At 58.3% G+C, this 16,663-nt stretch carries 10 protein-coding genes; 2 read left to right on the forward strand and 8 right to left on the reverse strand.

What is annotated here, in order from left to right:
* Positions 1-2 precede the first annotated feature (2 nt).
* The 3 genes from RG836_RS15045 to RG836_RS15055 form a co-directional block, all read right to left on the reverse strand.
* Positions 3-962, reverse strand: a complete 960-nt coding sequence (locus RG836_RS15045; RefSeq protein WP_003218556.1) for an AAA family ATPase — start codon at positions 960-962, stop codon at positions 3-5.
* Positions 963-1,151: 189 nt separating this feature from the next.
* Entirely contained in the window at positions 1,152-2,858 is a 1,707-nt protein-coding gene (locus tag RG836_RS15050; protein ID WP_310846846.1) for an ABC transporter ATP-binding protein, read from the reverse strand.
* Positions 2,859-3,214: 356 nt separating this feature from the next.
* Positions 3,215-3,568, reverse strand: a complete 354-nt coding sequence (locus tag RG836_RS15055) for a hypothetical protein (RefSeq protein ID WP_310846849.1) — start codon at positions 3,566-3,568, stop codon at positions 3,215-3,217.
* A gap of 494 nt (positions 3,569-4,062) precedes the next feature.
* Here RG836_RS15055 and RG836_RS15060 point away from each other — a divergent pair, with 494 nt between their 5' ends.
* Positions 4,063-8,952, forward strand: coding sequence for an NAD-glutamate dehydrogenase (locus RG836_RS15060; RefSeq protein WP_310846851.1), 4,890 nt, complete (start codon positions 4,063-4,065; stop codon positions 8,950-8,952).
* Between the two features lie 210 nt (positions 8,953-9,162).
* Here the strand turns inward: RG836_RS15060 and RG836_RS15065 are convergent, their stop codons facing one another.
* The 4 genes from RG836_RS15065 to pdxR all read right to left on the reverse strand — a co-directional run bounded on the left by RG836_RS15065 (position 9,163) and on the right by pdxR (position 12,199).
* Entirely contained in the window at positions 9,163-9,873 is a 711-nt protein-coding gene (locus tag RG836_RS15065; protein ID WP_310846853.1) for an ATPase, read from the reverse strand.
* Positions 9,874-10,064: 191 nt separating this feature from the next.
* On the reverse strand, positions 10,065-10,223 hold the full coding sequence (locus RG836_RS15070) for a hypothetical protein (protein ID WP_310846855.1): 159 nt from the start codon (positions 10,221-10,223) through the stop codon (positions 10,065-10,067).
* 135 nt (positions 10,224-10,358) lie between these two features.
* Complete coding sequence (locus RG836_RS15075; protein WP_310846856.1) at positions 10,359-10,640, reverse strand: putative quinol monooxygenase; 282 nt, start codon at positions 10,638-10,640, stop codon at positions 10,359-10,361.
* Between the two features lie 125 nt (positions 10,641-10,765).
* Positions 10,766-12,199 carry a MocR-like pyridoxine biosynthesis transcription factor PdxR gene (gene pdxR, locus RG836_RS15080; RefSeq protein WP_310846857.1) on the reverse strand — a complete coding sequence of 478 codons (1,434 nt, stop codon included), beginning with the start codon at positions 12,197-12,199 and terminating at the stop codon, positions 10,766-10,768.
* Between the two features lie 223 nt (positions 12,200-12,422).
* Between pdxR and RG836_RS15085 the strand changes: the two genes are divergently transcribed.
* Positions 12,423-12,863, forward strand: coding sequence for a carboxymuconolactone decarboxylase family protein (locus RG836_RS15085; RefSeq protein ID WP_310846859.1), 441 nt, complete (start codon positions 12,423-12,425; stop codon positions 12,861-12,863).
* Between the two features lie 11 nt (positions 12,864-12,874).
* Here the strand turns inward: RG836_RS15085 and RG836_RS15090 are convergent, their stop codons facing one another.
* Positions 12,875-16,663 (reverse strand): YncE family protein, encoded by a 3,789-nt coding sequence (locus RG836_RS15090; RefSeq protein ID WP_310846863.1) that lies wholly within the window; start codon positions 16,661-16,663, stop codon positions 12,875-12,877.

The following is a 16,663-nucleotide window of genomic DNA, read 5'->3' on the forward strand; positions in this document are numbered from 1 at the left end:
GGTCAAGCGACGGCTACGACGTCGAGAATCCGCTGGACCACCCGGTCCTGGTCGATCCCTGCGGCCTCGGCTTCGAACGACAGAATGATGCGGTGGCGCAACACGTCGAACAGCACCGCTTGAATGTCTTCCGGGCTGACGAAGTCGCGACCGGCCAGCCAGGCATGAGCCCTTGCACAGCGGTCGAGGGCAATCGAGCCACGCGGACTGGCACCGTAGGCGATCCACTCGGCCATTTCCGGGTCGAACTTGGCCGGCGTGCGGGTCGCCATCACCAGTTGCACCAGGTATTCCTCCACGGCGTCGGCCATGTACAAACCGAGGATTTCCTTGCGCGCGGCGAAAATCGCCTGCTGGCTGACCCGACGCTCGGGTTTGGTCTCGCCGTTCAGCGCCTCTCCGCGGGCCTGCTGCAGAATCCGGCGTTCGACGGCAGCATCGGGAAAACCGATTTTGACGTGCATCAGGAAACGGTCGAGCTGGGCCTCTGGCAGCGGATAGGTGCCTTCCTGCTCGATCGGGTTTTGCGTGGCCATCACCAGAAACAGCGGCGACAGCTCATAGGTGCTGCGCCCGACACTGACCTGGCGCTCGGCCATGGCTTCAAGCAAGGCCGACTGCACTTTGGCCGGCGCCCGGTTGATTTCGTCCGCCAGCACCAGGTTGTGGAAGATCGGCCCTTGCTGGAATACGAAACTGCCGGTTTCCGGACGATAAATTTCCGTGCCAGTGATGTCGGCGGGCAGCAGGTCGGGGGTGAACTGGATACGGTGAAACTGCGCTTCGATGCCTTCGGCAAGCTCTTTGATGGCCTTGGTCTTGGCCAGCCCCGGCGCCCCTTCGACCAGCATGTGACCGTCGGCCAGCAAGGCAATGAGCAACCGCTCGATGAGTTTTTCCTGGCCGAGAATCTGCGTTGAAAGAAAGGTTCGCAGCGCCAGCAGCGCTTCACGATGTTCCATCGATGACTGTTCCTGGAAAGGGTGGCCCGGCGCATTTGCACGACGCCACGGCTGGGGGCGTTACTTTAATCCATGACAGGGGGTGGCGACTAACGGCATTTTGTGGAAAAAGTGCGTTGTGGCGCTCGTTCTTGACCGTCCGGACCGTGCACGTCCACTGCTCCCTTGAAGCTATAGGCCAATGCAGCATCAATTCAACTCACTCAATACTCGCTGAATCGGCGCACGAGTCAGCAGCTCAGTCCAAGGTCCGTCGTCAATGATTTCGCCGTTGTGCATGACGATTACCCGGTCAAAGCGGTGTAAATGCTGAACGTCGTGGGTGACACAAATCAGCCCGCGGCCGGCAAAGGTTTCGAACAACAGGTCCCAAACGGGATCGGCGAGTTTCGGTTCGATCGAGGCCGTGGGCTCATCGAACAAATTAAAGCGTCCCGGGCGATTGATTAGCCTTAGGAGGGATAAGCGCTTGGCTTCGCCGCCGGAAATGTTCGAGGCGTTTTCACTGATATTGCGTTGAGCGACTACCTCAACAAGCAGCAGTTGCCGTATGGCTTCTTCAAGATGGGGTGAAGATTCGCTGCCAAACAGAACCGATTGCTCGAACGTGCCTTCCAGAAAGCGAGGTTGCTGGGGGCAGTACCTCAAGGCACTCAAGTGTGCGCGCGGCTCCAACACTGAAATCGGTATCCCATTAATGCTCAACTCACTTCGATTGAGCTCATCTAGTCCGGCGAGCATTTCAAGCAAAGTGGACTTACCGGCGCCACTTGGGCCGGTAATTGCCACGGAGTGATCTTGACTGAACATCAGCGTTTGTTTGATGGACAGTTGACGCGCTCCATCCTCCATCAATACGCAAGGCGCAAGCGCGAGAGTTGAATTAGCTTGAGAAGTGACGTTCTGTTGTCGAGCGCAATGATCGAAGTCGGGTAGCGACAACAGGCCATCCAGCCTGCTCTGGTCCGCCAGGAATTGGTCCAAGACACGATAGCCCTCGGTTAATGCGGCGATGTTGAGTAAATAGCTGCCAGCGATCGAGAAAATGGCGACCAGCTGCCCAACGCTGATAGAGGGCTGGCTCGACAATTGATCCAGCACGCCCCATCCAAGCAATCCGGCCGTGGATAGGCCGACGAATAGAATCCTGGCCGCGGTCAAAAGGCCACCCGAGGTAGTCGCGGCTATAGCTGAATCGGCGTAACGTCTAAAAGCCTCGTTCAATGGCTCCATTGCCGTGGATTCGGCACTTTCAAGTTTTATCGCTTTGCCCGCATTAAGCGTGTTGTAGAGAAGCGCGCTTAACTCGTCTTCTTGTTCGTTGACTGCATCGATGTGTTTTCTACGCCACTTGATAATTTTGTGGGTGAGGAACAGATAGATGATTCCCAGGCTTGTAATGCCGATAAAAATCTCACTGCCACCCATATAAAAAAAAGCACCGCCAACGATTAGAATTTCAAGACACATTGGCAGGCCAGCGGTGACCAGAAATGTGAGCAGTTGTTCATGAGCGGTAATTCCGCGCTCGACCGACTTTATGAAGTAACCCATTCGCCACACATTGAATTGCGCGAACTCCTTCCTCATCAAGGTAGCCAACCATTCGATAGAGGCGTTCATGACAATATGCTGAACCAATCTGGACAGGAAGTGGATTTGCACAGGAGTCATGATTGCCTGAATCACGCCTGCCGCAACCAGGCCGGCCGTTAGCATGAGGAATACGGTAGGCGCTGCAGTTTTATCACTACTCAAGGCGTCGACGATTGCTCCCAGTAAAAAGGGTGGTGCTAGCACTATGAGTTTGAGCGCTATGACTGTGGTAATGGTGAGGATCAAAAGTTTCGTATGTTTCCTGCATGCAGTGCTAATTAAGATTTTCATCGTGCCCATGCAATCACCTGTCGGGATCCGGCTGTTTGAGGAGTTTAATTGCTGCGCAGAATGTGCTGAGGAACAAGTGTCGCGAAGCGATCACCTGACTTGCGCGTTTTCGCAAGTGATTAAATTAATAGCAGCAACTTTATGGGTGGGCTATAGCGCAACTACCTACACAGGTGTGGGCCTATTCTTTGCATCCGGTAGGAAGGATGAGTGGGGCAGTGCGTTATTTGTTTAATTGTGGTGCTTCGTCTTTCTGGATCGATACTTCCAAGCGTTTAGCCTCTCCGGCAGATGGACCGGAAGGGAGCATAGTGAGCGGAGTCAGTGACTTCAGGGCGGGTAAAGCGGCAATCGCCCCTGTCTTCTTACAATTCGCTGATATAGGTCCCGATCCCCGCAAGAATATTCTTCAACGTCAACTCCACCTCCGCCAAGTCACTGGCATCAGTGCTGTGGCTGATTTCCAGCATGTCGTCGCCATTCAATGCATCGGCATCCGTGGCGGCGATTTCGATCAGGAGGCGGGTAGGGCTGAGGGTGACTTTGACGCCATCGAGGGTCGAGGGCTCGCCGTCGAGAGTGATTTCCAGTTCGTCTTCGTCGGGGTAACGGGTCATCAGGAACATTTCGCCTTCGTCGCTATGGCAGCAGAGCATGGCCATGTTGTCTTCTTCGTCATCGCACGGATTGACGATCAAGAGGGCGGTGGTCATATGCATGGCGAAAATCCTGGCTCGGTGAGCGTGGTTGAGACAATAAGGGTCGATTCTGCCAGCCTCGGTCGAATTATGCTTGGTCGCGTGTCGGACATGCGGAGTCCGTCGCGTAGCATTTTGTGCAACACGGCTGCGCCAAATACGGTCTGAAAAGCCCCAATTCCCCGCCTGCCTGCTAGTGTTGTCCGTTGCACGCGCAAGGAGTTACGTGCCGATGACCGAATATGTCGCAGCACCGCAAGCACACGCCTTGCCGCACTCGTTAAGCTGCGCAACGGACTGATACTCGCAAGGACGGTGCGGCAGAGGGTTCTACCGTCAAGTTTTTGCAGATGTTTCCTCATGGAAGGTCGATGTGACCTGAGGCTCTCGTCCAGCTTCACCCACCTGTCACCCTGTTTCCTCTGCCCGAGAATCAGGAACAGGCTGACGGGATCCCCGACAGGGGTTTGCACGCGACGCTTCCATCAATAACAAGCCCAAGCGGAGTACCACAGATGGCGTTCTTCACCGCAGCCAGCAAAGCCGACTTCCAGCACCAACTGCAAGCGGCACTGGCGCAGCACATCAGTGAACAGGCACTGCCACAAGTGGCGCTGTTCGCTGAACAATTCTTCGGCATCATTTCCCTGGACGAACTGACTCAACGTCGGTTGTCCGACCTCGCTGGCTGTACTCTTTCTGCGTGGCGCCTGCTTGAGCGCTTCGATCACACGCAACCGCAAGTGCGTGTCTACAACCCCGATTACGAACGTCATGGCTGGCAGTCGACCCACACCGCCGTCGAAGTGCTGCACCATGACTTGCCGTTCCTGGTGGACTCGGTCCGTACCGAGCTGAACCGTCGCGGCTACAGCATCCATACCCTGCAAACCACTGTGCTGAGTGTGCGTCGCGGCAGCAAGGGCGAGTTGCTGGAAATCCTGCCCAAGGGCGCCCAGGGCGAAGGCATTCTGCAAGAATCGCTGATGTACCTGGAAATCGACCGTTGCGCCAACGCCGCTGAATTGAACGTCCTGAGCAAAGAGCTGGAACAAGTGCTCGGCGAAGTGCGCGTTGCGGTGGCCGATTTCGAACCGATGAAAGTCAAGGTCCGGGAAATTCTCGCCGGCCTGGATAACAGCCAGTTCGCCGCCGATCCTGAAGAAAAAGCCGAAATCAAAAGCTTCCTGGAATGGCTGGTGGGTAACCACTTCACCTTCCTTGGCTACGAAGAATTCGTGGTCCGCGATGAAATTGATGGCGGCCACATCGTCTATGACCAGGATTCATTCCTGGGCCTGACCAAGTTGTTGCGCGCCGGCCTGACCTTTGATGACCTGCGCATCGAAGACTACGCCGTGAACTACCTGCGCGAACCGACCCTGCTGTCGTTCGCCAAAGCCGCGCACCCAAGCCGCGTACACCGTCCGGCGTACCCGGACTATGTGTCGATCCGTGAAATCGACGCCGACGGCAACGTCATCAAGGAATGCCGTTTCATGGGCCTGTACACCTCGTCGGTGTATGGCGAGAGCGTGCGGGTCATCCCGTACATCCGCCGCAAGGTCGAAGAAATCGAGCGCCGCTCCGGCTTCCAGTCCAAGGCTCACCTGGGCAAGGAACTGGCGCAGGTGGTCGAAGTGCTGCCCCGCGATGACTTGTTCCAGACCCCGGTGGACGAGCTGTTCAGCACCGTGATGTCGATCGTGCAGATCCAGGAACGCAACAAGATCCGCGTGTTCCTGCGCAAAGATCCGTACGGCCGTTTCTGCTACTGCCTGGCCTACGTGCCGCGCGACATTTACTCCACCGAAGTGCGGCAGAAGATCCAACAAGTGTTGATGGATCGCCTGAAAGCCTCGGATTGCGAGTTCTGGACGTTCTTCTCCGAGTCCGTGCTGGCCCGCGTGCAACTGATCCTGCGCGTCGACCCTAAAAATCGCCTCGACATCGACCCGGTGCTGCTGGAGAAAGAAGTGGTCCAGGCCTGCCGCAGCTGGCAGGACGACTACGCCAGCCTGGTCATCGAGAGCTTCGGCGAAGCCCACGGCACCAACGTGCTGGCGGATTTCCCGAAAGGCTTCCCCGCCGGTTACCGCGAGCGCTTCGCCGCGCACTCGGCGGTGGTCGACATGCAGCACCTGCTGAGCCTGACCGAAACCAATCCGCTGGTGATGAGCTTCTACCAGCCGTTGGGCCAGGTCTCCGGCCAGCGCGAGCTGCATTGCAAGCTGTATCACGCCGACACGCCGCTGGCGCTGTCCGACGTGCTGCCGATCCTCGAGAACCTCGGCCTGCGTGTACTCGGTGAATTCCCGTACCGCCTGCGTCACACCAATGGCCGCGAGTTCTGGATTCACGACTTCGCCTTCACTGCTGCCGAAGGCCTGGATCTCGACATCCAGCAACTCAACGACACGCTGCAAGACGCGTTCGTCCACATCGTGCGTGGCGATGCCGAGAACGATGCCTTCAACCGCCTGGTGCTGACCGCCGGCCTGCCGTGGCGCGACGTGGCGCTGCTGCGTGCCTACGCCCGTTACCTGAAGCAGATTCGCCTGGGCTTCGACCTCGGGTACATTGCCAGCACCCTGAACAACCACACTGACATCGCTCGCGAGTTGACCCGGTTGTTCAAGACCCGTTTCTACCTGGCACGCAAACTCACCGCCGACGACCTGGAAGACAAGCAGCAACGGCTGGAACAGGCGATCCTCACCGCGCTCGACGACGTCCAAGTGCTCAACGAAGACCGCATCCTGCGTCGCTACCTGGACCTGATCAAGGCCACCCTGCGGACCAACTTCTACCAGACCGACGCCAACGGCCAGAACAAGTCGTACTTCAGCTTCAAGTTCAACCCGCACGCGATTCCTGAGCTGCCGAAACCGGTGCCGAAGTTCGAAATCTTCGTTTACTCGCCACGGGTCGAGGGCGTGCACCTGCGCTTCGGCAACGTCGCACGGGGCGGCTTGCGCTGGTCCGACCGTGAAGAAGACTACCGCACCGAAGTGCTGGGCCTGGTGAAAGCCCAGCAAGTGAAGAACTCGGTGATCGTGCCGGTGGGCGCGAAGGGCGGCTTCCTGCCGCGCCGTCTGCCATTGGGCGGCAGCCGTGACGAGATCGCGGCCGAGGGCATTGCCTGCTACCGCATTTTCATTTCCGGCCTGTTGGACATCACCGACAACCTGAAGGACGGCGCGCTGGTGCCACCGGTCAACGTCGTGCGGCACGACGATGACGACCCGTACCTGGTGGTGGCGGCGGACAAGGGCACTGCGACCTTCTCCGACATCGCCAACGGCATCGCCATCGACTACGGCTTCTGGCTCGGTGACGCGTTCGCTTCCGGCGGTTCTGCCGGTTATGACCACAAGAAAATGGGCATCACCGCCAAAGGTGCGTGGGTCGGCGTACAGCGCCACTTCCGCGAGCGTGGCATCAATGTCCAGAAAGACAGCATCACCGTGGTCGGCGTCGGCGACATGGCCGGCGACGTGTTCGGCAACGGCTTGTTGATGTCCGACAAGCTGAAACTGGTCGCGGCCTTCAACCACCTGCACATCTTCATCGATCCAAACCCTGAGCCGGCGTCGAGCTTCGCCGAGCGTCAGCGCCTGTTCGACTTGCCGCGTTCGGCCTGGTCCGACTACGACACCAGCATCATGTCGCAGGGCGGCGGTATTTTCTCGCGCAGCGCAAAAAGCATCGCCATCTCGCCAGAGATGAAAGAACGCTTCGACATCAAGGCCGACAAACTGACCCCGACCGAACTGCTCAACGCCTTGCTCAAGGCCCCGGTAGACCTGTTGTGGAACGGCGGTATCGGCACTTACGTCAAGGCCAGCAGCGAAAGCCACGCCGATGTCGGCGACAAGGCCAACGACGCCCTGCGGGTCAACGGCAACGAGTTGCGCTGCAAAGTGGTGGGCGAGGGCGGTAACCTCGGCATGACCCAACTGGGTCGTGTGGAATTCGGCCTCAATGGCGGCGGTTCCAACACGGACTTCATCGACAACGCCGGTGGCGTGGATTGCTCCGACCACGAAGTGAACATCAAGATCCTGCTCAACGAAGTGGTGCAGGCCGGCGACATGACCGACAAGCAGCGCAACCAGTTGCTGGCGAGCATGACCGACGAAGTCGGCAACCTGGTGCTGGGCAACAACTACAAGCAGACTCAAGCCCTTTCCTTGGCAGCGCGCCGTGCCTACGCGCGAATTGCCGAGTACAAGCGCCTGATGAACGACCTCGAAGGGCGCGGCAAGCTGGATCGCGCGATCGAGTTCCTGCCGGCCGAAGATCAGCTCAACGAACGCGTCGCGGCGGGCCATGGCCTGACCCGTGCCGAGTTGTCGGTGCTGATTTCCTACAGCAAGATCGACCTCAAGGAAGCGCTGCTCAACTCGCTGGTGCCGGATGACGACTACCTGACCCGCGACATGGAAACGGCGTTCCCGCCGACCCTGGTCAGCAAGTTCTCCGACGCCATGCGCCGTCACCGCCTGAAGCGCGAGATCGTCAGCACCCAGATCGCCAACGACCTGGTCAACCACATGGGCATCACCTTCGTTCAACGGCTCAAAGAGTCGACCGGCATGAGCCCGGCGAACGTGGCCGGCGCTTATGTGATCGTGCGTGACATCTTCCACCTCCCGCACTGGTTCCGTCAGATCGAAGCTCTGGACTACCAGGTCTCGGCCGACGTGCAACTGGAGCTGATGGACGAGTTGATGCGCCTGGGCCGTCGCGCTACGCGCTGGTTCCTGCGTGCCCGTCGCAATGAGCAGAACGCTGCCCGTGACGTCGCGCATTTCGGTCCGCACCTGAAGGAACTGGGCCTCAAGCTCGACGAACTGCTGAGTGGTGAAATCCACGAAAACTGGCAGGCCCGTTATCAGGCTTACGTCGAAGCCGGTGTGCCGGAGTTGCTCGCCCGCATGGTCGCAGGCACCTCGCACCTGTACACCTTGCTGCCGATCATCGAGGCCTCGGACGTGACCGGCCAGAACCCTGCAGACGTGGCGAAGGCTTACTTCGCGGTCGGCAGCGCGCTGGACATCACCTGGTACCTGCAACAGATCAGCGCACTGCCGGTGGAAAACAACTGGCAGGCCCTGGCCCGCGAAGCGTTCCGGGATGACGTCGACTGGCAACAACGGGCGATCACCATCTCGGTCCTGCAACAGGGCGATGGTAGCCAAGACGTGGAAGCACGTCTGGCGCTGTGGATCGAGCAGCACCAGAGCATGATCGAACGCTGGCGCGCGATGCTGGTGGAAATCCGTGCCGCCAGTGGCACCGACTACGCCATGTACGCCGTGGCCAACCGTGAACTGCTCGACCTGGCGTTGAGCGGGCAAGCGGTGATCCCGGCCGCTGCTGAACTGGCACCTGCCGCCTAATCAGCCGTTAAATGAAAAAGCCCTGCCTTGAGAGAGGCGGGGCTTTTTTATGAATTTGGGGTTTGGGTTGTCTGGGCTGGCGCTATCGCTGGCAAGTCGAATCGTCGCATCGCAGCTCCCACAGGTTTTTGGGTGTACACACAATTTGCATACAACAATTAACCTTGTGGGAGCTGGCTTGCCAGCGATGACACCCTCATAGCCACCGCGTTACTTAATGATGGCCATGTTTTCAGTATTTAACGACAAACTACCTGTCGGCCCGGTCAGTAAATGATTGAGCGACTGGTCAAACTTCTGCAGTGCTTTAACTTGCACATCTTGCTGCTGATTAATGTCCGCCACGATGTCATCGGCATGTTGAGAGTAATTGCCCCATAATGGCGTCAATGCCCGTGCCTCATAACCTTTTGCGGTGCCGATGTAGTTCGAATGCGCATCGTAGAACAGCACACTCACGTTCGACTCGATATCCGAACTGCGTGCAGTGATCAGTTGGCTGCGGGTGTCGATCACTGCGATCACATCGGGCCGGTCAGCTTGCAGGCTAGGCATGTTGGGGTAGACCGTAACTGTCCCGAACGCCCGGCGCAGCGAGGCCATTACGCCATCCACCGCAAAGTCGGGATTGGACGTGGCGACGTAAGCATCGTGGATCGGCTGCGCCAACAGGCTCTGGCCGAAACCTGTTCCGGCGTTGGCCTGATAGTGCCGAAGGTAGGCGCGATTGGTCTCGGTGTTGCGGCTGTAGACTACGCCGAGCGTGACATTTTTGCCGCTGGCGATCTGGGTCGTGCTGGAGCGGCCCTCTGGTTGATTGAACACGCCATCGAGCGAAGAGACCGCAGAGGGCGCGGTTGGGACTGAGCAACCGGCTAACAAGGCAGTGAAGGCGAGACAACTGACAAGCACAGGTTTCATGGTGTTTCTCCGGTGAAACAAACATGTTGGGATGGCGACAGCCGACAAACGTTCGGCATACTTTTTAGACTAAACCTGCGCCCGTTAAATAAACGGCAACTTAGCGATCAGGGCAGACTTTGTCCGACTTAGAGGAAACGACTTAATTACTGAAAGTGATAAAAAGGCTCGAATAAGCAATTCGAACCATTTTATTTATGGCTGTTGCCGCAGCGATTAGTGACCAAGTTCTGGTCCTGCAACACCGTGATTTTTTCCGAGGGATCAGTGGACTCGTGGGCGAATGCGCTGGCGGGCAGCAGCAGGCTTAGGGCGATGATCGGGGTGGCCAGCAATTGAAGGGTTTTCATGGGCAGATCCTGTGGGGTTGGTCTGTCACCACAGTAGGCCCGAGCGGGGTTGGGGCAAATATCCAATTGCTGCGAAGGTGAGGAGACCACGATGAAGCAACTGCGGCGAGGAAGCGCTGTTCCTCGCCGCAGCGGTCAGCTATTGAAGTGCACACCGCTCGCCAGGTGGCTGTCGAGCAGGCCGATGAAGTCTTGCACTTCGGGGCAGTTGAAATGGTTACGCATGGCGTCCTCGGACTGCCAGCGGGCGCTAACGGTCCAACGGTTGCTGTCGTCGGGGCAACGATCAACCATATAGGATTCGCAGCCAGGCTTGCTGCGCAGGGTTTCGACGATCCTTTTCAGTTGCTCGCCCAGTTCCTCCGAGCGGCCTGCGAACGCCTGCACCTCGACCGTGTTGATCACTTCTTTGGTCATTGCTTACGCTCCTGAATCAAGCCGGATGGGTCTTGCTCATTGAGATTTAACGCTTGCACAGAATAGGCCGCCGCACCGAGACATCCAACGACCAATCGGCAGATAAACCTGCATACCAATACCGCTTAAATCACTTGCTGCAAGATATCGCGCAAGCGGTCCAGAGCGGTGTCGATGTCCAGGGTTTCGATGGCGCCGAAGCCCATCAGCAAGCCCAGTCTAGACGGTTCGCGGAAATAAAACGGATCCAATGGGTACAGCCCGACTTCGACTTTGCGCGCCAGCTCGATCAGCAGCGGCAAGTCCACCGGCACTTTGAACAGCAGCACCATGTGGAAACCGGCATCGGTCGGAATCGCTTCCAGCCACGGCGAGAGGTCGGTCGCGACCCGCGCCAATAGCCGTTCGCGACGCCCGGCGTAGATCGCATGGCAGCGGCGGATATGCCTGAGCAGGCAGCCCTCGGCGATGAACTTGGCCATCGCCCATTGCGGCAGGGTGGACGTGTGGCGGTCGGTAAGCTGTTTGGCGCGGATCACCGCTTCGAGGATCGCGGGCGGCAAGATTGCATAACCGAGGCGTAACTCCGGCAGCAGGGTTTTCGAGAAGGTCCCGACGTAGGCGACGATGCCGCGCTCGTCCAGGCTTTGCAGCGAGTCCGTGGGCCGGCCCTCGTAGCGGAACTCGCTGTCGTAATCGTCCTCGATGATGATCGCGCCCAGCTCATAGGCGCGTTCGAGCAGCGCCACGCGTCGCGCCTGGCTCATCGGCATGCCCAGCGGAAACTGGTGCGACGGCGTGACGTAGATCATCCGCGTACCGTCGGGAATCTTCTCCACCACCAGGCCTTGCTCATCCACCGGCACCGCCACCACCTCGGCGCCATGGGAACTGAACAGTAGCCGTGCCGGCGGATAACCGGGATCTTCAATGGCCACCCGGCTGCCCGGTTGATTCAGCACGCGGGAGATCAGGTCCAGCGCCTGCTGCGCGCCGTTGCACACCACCACATCCTCATCCTGGCAGTTAACGCCACGAGAGAACGCGATGTGCCGGGCGATCGCGTTGCGCAGCGCTGGCAAGCCTTCCGGCACGCTGTAAAAACCCTTGGAGCCGCCGATCTGCCGCAGCGCGTGGGCGGTGCAGCGGCGCCAGTCGTCATGGGGGAACTGGCCCTTGCTGGTGGCGCCGCCGATAAAGTCATAACGCAAAGAGCCTTCCAGGGCCGGGTGGCGCAGGAAGTCCGGCATATTGCGCCAATACTCGATCACCGCCGAGCTCGCCAGCTGCGTGTGGCTCTGCTTGCGCACGATCTGCGCGGGCCGGGCGTTGACGTAAGTGCCTTTGCCGATCACCCCGGTGAGGAAATTTTCATAGGTCAGTTGGGCGTAGGTATCGGACACGGTCTTGCGCGAAACACTCAGTTGTTCGGCCAGCAAACGGCTCGGCGGCAGTTGCGTCCCGGCTGCCAGGCGGCCCGACTCGATGGCACTGCGCAACTGCTGGTACAGCTGGCCCGCGAGGTCTTTACGGCCGTTGATGACAACATGTAATTCCATACCCGCGTGGCTCCTGGCTGGTAATCAAGGCGCGGTGTGCGTCGCGCGCGGTATAGGTTACCTGTAGAGCCTAGCCTTGATGAAGTTGCGCGGAGCAAAACCGGCAAATTGGACTCACCGTGAGAAAGGGCGATGGACTGGCGATTTATCGTCGGATTGGATCTGTTCGCCGTTCGTACCGAGATTTACTGTGGAATCAATTTCACTCGTTTCAGGAACCGTCATGAGCCCCCGTCTGGATTACTACAACGCCTCGCCCAAAGCGATGAAAGCGATGATCGCCATGGAGGCCATGACCAGCAACCTGAGCATCGACACCGCGCTGCTGCATCTGATCAAAATCCGCGCCTCGCAAGTCAACGGCTGCGCCTTCTGCACCGACATGCACTCGGTGGACGCCCGGCGCCTGGGCGAAACCGACCGGCGCCTGTACGCCATCGCCGTATGGCGCGACAGCGGCTTCTTCACCCCCCGCGAACGCGCCGCCCTGGCCTGGACCGAAGCCGTCACACTGCTCGCCGACAGCCTTGTGCCCGACGACGTCTACGCCCAGGCCCGCGAACAATTCAGCGAAGAAGAACTGGTCGACCTGACCGTCGCCGTCAGCACCATCAATAGCTGGAACCGGCTGGCGGTGAGCTTTCGGCAGACGCCGAGCGGCTGAGTCGTTCTGCGTCATCTTTCTCGTATATCAATCACTGTTGTTTTGGATGTTCCAATATATGCGCGCGTGCCATCACTGCTGATAACGGTCGCAAACGAACCTGTGTTAATCGTATCGATGACTTGGTGGGTTGCTACATCGATTACAGTGATTGAATCAGCGCCGCAAGCGTAAATTCGACTGCTGTCGGTACTGGACGCAAAATGAGTAATCCCAGCAATCGACAATCTTTTAATCACAGTGTTTGTTGCAGTTTCAATGATTGACAGTCTTGGAGAGGGCCCTGAAACGTACACAAATGCATCATCTGGTGTGATTATTACTTGATCTGTAGTGTGTCCAAGGCTGATATCTTGCAGTTTGACGTTGTTTGTTGTGTCAACAACTGATAAGAAATGGTTTTCTCGTGAACATACATATAGACGCGCTGCTGCATTGCTAATGGCTATGTTGCCGGCGCCCGTTGGGAAAGGAACAGTGGCTACCGTTTCTGTTGTGGCGGTATCTATGACGATCACACCCCGATCTGTGGTTCCGAAGTGAAATATAGCTACGTACAGCCGAGAACTGTCAGGGCTCACAGCCAGTCCGCCAAATCTGCTATGAGGAACGATGTTTATCGTCTGAGTGAGAGTGTTACTTGCTGCGTCAATGACCTGAATAGTAGAGTCAATGCCGAGGTAAAAGCTTGACTGGTCGGGGGAAATTGCCAATGGGTTATGGAAGCCGTACAGCCTGGATGTCGCTATTTTGGTTATAAGTGTATTGGTTGCTGTATCTATGACATCGACATTTCCTCCGTCTGGCATTAAATCTGCACCATAAACGCGCGTGCCGTCGGGGGAGATGGCTAAAAACATTGAGCCATTTGATTCTGGGATATCACCTACGGGACCTTGTGCGGAAACTGATAATAACGCAGTCGCCATTTGTGTATCGCTGGCGGCGTTCAATATATAAGGGCCAGCAGTCTGATGCACTGTAACCCCGTGCACGCTGGCAATGCCGCGAACGTCCGTATGGAAGTCGCGATTGCCACTGCCGCCGTCGGCGTAATTGACTCCTGCGGGCAATGTCAGGGTGACACGGGCATTAGGGACGGGTGTGTTATCGGAATGAGTTAGCAGTAGTTCAATAGGTTTGACCCGGCCTCCAGGAGCTACAACATAAGGAGAGCGAGTGAAGGATAATTTTTCATCTTCGGCAACGCTGACTGTATAGATGCGTAGAGGGAAGCTTACTGCCGTGGCTCTGCTAGGTACCTTGTCAAAGTTGACCATGAAAGTAATGGTCAGAGTCGAACCTTCCTTCAGCGTTTTCAACCAATCAACCGGCGCTAATGTTTCCAGTCCTGACGACGAGTTATGACTCGGGCCCTCCCAGATAATCTTTTTATCCGTTGCTCCGCTTTCCAGCATTCCTTGATATTCCAGCCACACCCGTTGACCACTGAGTTGCAAGGGCCATTCACTAATGGTCAGCTGCTCGTCACCCTTCATTGCTGCGACGTTCAGATCCCTGGCCGTCACACCGGCGATGGTAGGGATGCTGGCTTGCAGATCGTCGCCGGCAAAATTTTGCACAGCCAAGGCCAGGGGCAACGAGGGTCTCGCTGGCTCACTGTCACGAGTTACGCGGTAAGTCACGGTCACTCGTTTGCCCAAGCTGAACGCCACTAGCGAATTGGGTAGGGGCACGTCTTTCGGGCTGATGCTCAACACTTCCACCGGAGCCGTAGTATGCGAACCTTCGGCAGGGGAGTCGGGGCCTCCGGTCCAAGTCATCGTAATTGAGTCGCCAATGGCCATGTCATCGTAGTCCACCACTGCGGTTAACAGGTCTTTCGCCATGACTGGATTGAGGCTGGTGCCATTCGGGGCTTGTTTGATAGCAGGTGACTTCAGCGCCATCGCCGTACCCACACCAAACACCAACGCATCCGAGTAACTAACCCGCGCCGGCGGCCCGACCCTGGCAATCTCGTACCACACCGTTACCTCGCCATCGCGGTTCGGTTCGATGTGCTCGGCGACAAACCGGGCATTGAGGCTGAAGTCCACTTCCTGGTCGGCGTTGTGCGAGCTGATCTTGATACTGTCGCGGGTCCTGCCGGTCTTCGAACCGACCCAGGTGTAGGTGACGAGGTCGCCGGGGCAGGTGGGTTCTGCGGCGCGGGGCACGGTCAGCCGGCTCATGCCATCGGGCAGTTCGTCGGGGTCCAGCACGCCGTTTTCTTCGCCGGCCACCTGCGGTTTATCCAGCTCCACAATGGCCTCGCCGATATTCAACAGCGCCGCCGGACGGGACCCGCGCCGGACGATTTCGCCTTCGTTGTCGAGCAGCAGAAGGTTGTACGACAGGGCCAGGGTGCCGCCTTCCAGAATCTTCAGGTGCCTGCCGTCGACGCTGATCAGCAGGTCGGCTTTGGCGTCGATTTCATCGGTCGTCGGGATGTACAAGTCCAGCTCCGGTTCGTAGCTGCCACCGCCGGGCGGCGCCTGGGTGCCGCTCCATTTCAGTTCGATAGCCATTTCATGAACGAAGGCCTCGTCGAACGGAATGCGCACCCAAGTGAACGGCAAGTCCGGGTCGATCGCGCCTTGTCGTTCATCGTCGGCAATCGGCGCCGCGAGGCGTTTGGGCTCGCCCAGGATGTTGACGAAGCGGCCCTTGGAGCGCTGGATCACCGTGCCGTCGCGCTCCAGCTCGTAGGCGAACACCGCTTGGGTTTTGGCCAGTGCGCGGACGTCGGCGTTGCGCAGGGAAACCATTTCCACCGTCGGGGGCGTCTTTAGAATTTGTTGCCTGACCTTGACGTCGACGGCTTCGCCTTCGAGCGGCGTGCCTCGCAAGTTCATGATGATGAAATCGTCCTTGGCAAACTCATCGATGGATTCGGCCCACACCTGCGCCACGATGTAGTCGTCGCCCACCAGCTCCAGGTCCAGGTTATTGCCATTGGTTTTGGAGATGATCGGCGCTTCCAGCCGTGAGTTGCCGGTGTCGACCACGATGCGCGTTTCCTGGCACCAGTCTTCGGACTGGTTGTTCACCAGGTCCCTGATCATAAAGGTCACGGCCAAACCCGCAGGGCCGGTGTCCTGCGCATCGAGAATGGTTTTTTCATCGGCGGTGATGACGATGGGATGGCCGGCAGGATCGTCGATCTGTTCCTGGGTCACGGGTGCCGAGCGTACGAACTGGCCGCCCCAACTCAAGGTGCAGACATCGCCCACGGCGATGTTCGGGTAAGGCTGCGGGCTGTCATTGCCGGGTTTGGCCCGGACGGTAATCTTGACCCCAGCCCTGGCAATGTCCTTGTCGACCCCATCGAGGACAATCTGCGGATCGATGTACTGATACAACGCGGAATGCTGGCCCTCCACCGGGTCCAGGTCCTGGCCGCCGGGGAGTTCGAGTTTGACGTAAAGCCTGAGCGGCGGGGTGAAGGTTTCAGGCGCCTGGTTGCGCCGTGTCACTCGGTAGCTCAAGGTATAGGAACCGCTGGGCAAGCGCCCCGGAGCCACCCACAAAATCGTCGGCTCGGTGATTTCGGTGGGGTCGCCGATGCTGTGTTGATCCACCGTGGCGTTATTGAGCAGCAGCTCGACCTTGTCGCCCAGGTCTTTGGTGGACCAGATTGGAATCTGCACCTTCAACCCCCGGTCCGGAAAATTGCCCCGGGCGGCAGCGAAGTTGATGCCCCACTCGCCGGACGGCAACGCCGGCTCGGTGCGACCGGGGATCAACGGTTCGAGCAGGACCTTGGGCGCCAGCTGTTTGCGCGGTTGAATGAGCAT

The sequence above is a fragment of the Pseudomonas rhizozeae genome, assembly GCF_031583775.1.
Classification (GTDB): domain Bacteria; phylum Pseudomonadota; class Gammaproteobacteria; order Pseudomonadales; family Pseudomonadaceae; genus Aquipseudomonas.

Bases quoted from the DNA above. Each gene is read 5' to 3' on its own strand.
- RG836_RS15090 (WP_310846863.1), bottom strand. From the start codon at position 16,663: ATGCTCATTCAACCGCGCAAACAGCTGGCGCCCAAGGTCCTGCTCGAA.
- RG836_RS15060 (WP_310846851.1), top strand. From the start codon at position 4,063: ATGGCGTTCTTCACCGCAGCCAGCAAAGCCGACTTCCAGCACCAACTG.
- RG836_RS15065 (WP_310846853.1), bottom strand. From the start codon at position 9,873: ATGAAACCTGTGCTTGTCAGTTGTCTCGCCTTCACTGCCTTGTTAGCC.
- RG836_RS15050 (WP_310846846.1), bottom strand. From the start codon at position 2,858: ATGGGCACGATGAAAATCTTAATTAGCACTGCATGCAGGAAACATACG.
- RG836_RS15045 (WP_003218556.1), bottom strand. From the start codon at position 962: ATGGAACATCGTGAAGCGCTGCTGGCGCTGCGAACCTTTCTTTCAACG.
- RG836_RS15085 (WP_310846859.1), top strand. From the start codon at position 12,423: ATGAGCCCCCGTCTGGATTACTACAACGCCTCGCCCAAAGCGATGAAA.
- pdxR (WP_310846857.1), bottom strand. From the start codon at position 12,199: ATGGAATTACATGTTGTCATCAACGGCCGTAAAGACCTCGCGGGCCAG.
- RG836_RS15075 (WP_310846856.1), bottom strand. From the start codon at position 10,640: ATGACCAAAGAAGTGATCAACACGGTCGAGGTGCAGGCGTTCGCAGGC.
- RG836_RS15055 (WP_310846849.1), bottom strand. From the start codon at position 3,568: ATGCATATGACCACCGCCCTCTTGATCGTCAATCCGTGCGATGACGAA.
- RG836_RS15070 (WP_310846855.1), bottom strand. From the start codon at position 10,223: ATGAAAACCCTTCAATTGCTGGCCACCCCGATCATCGCCCTAAGCCTG.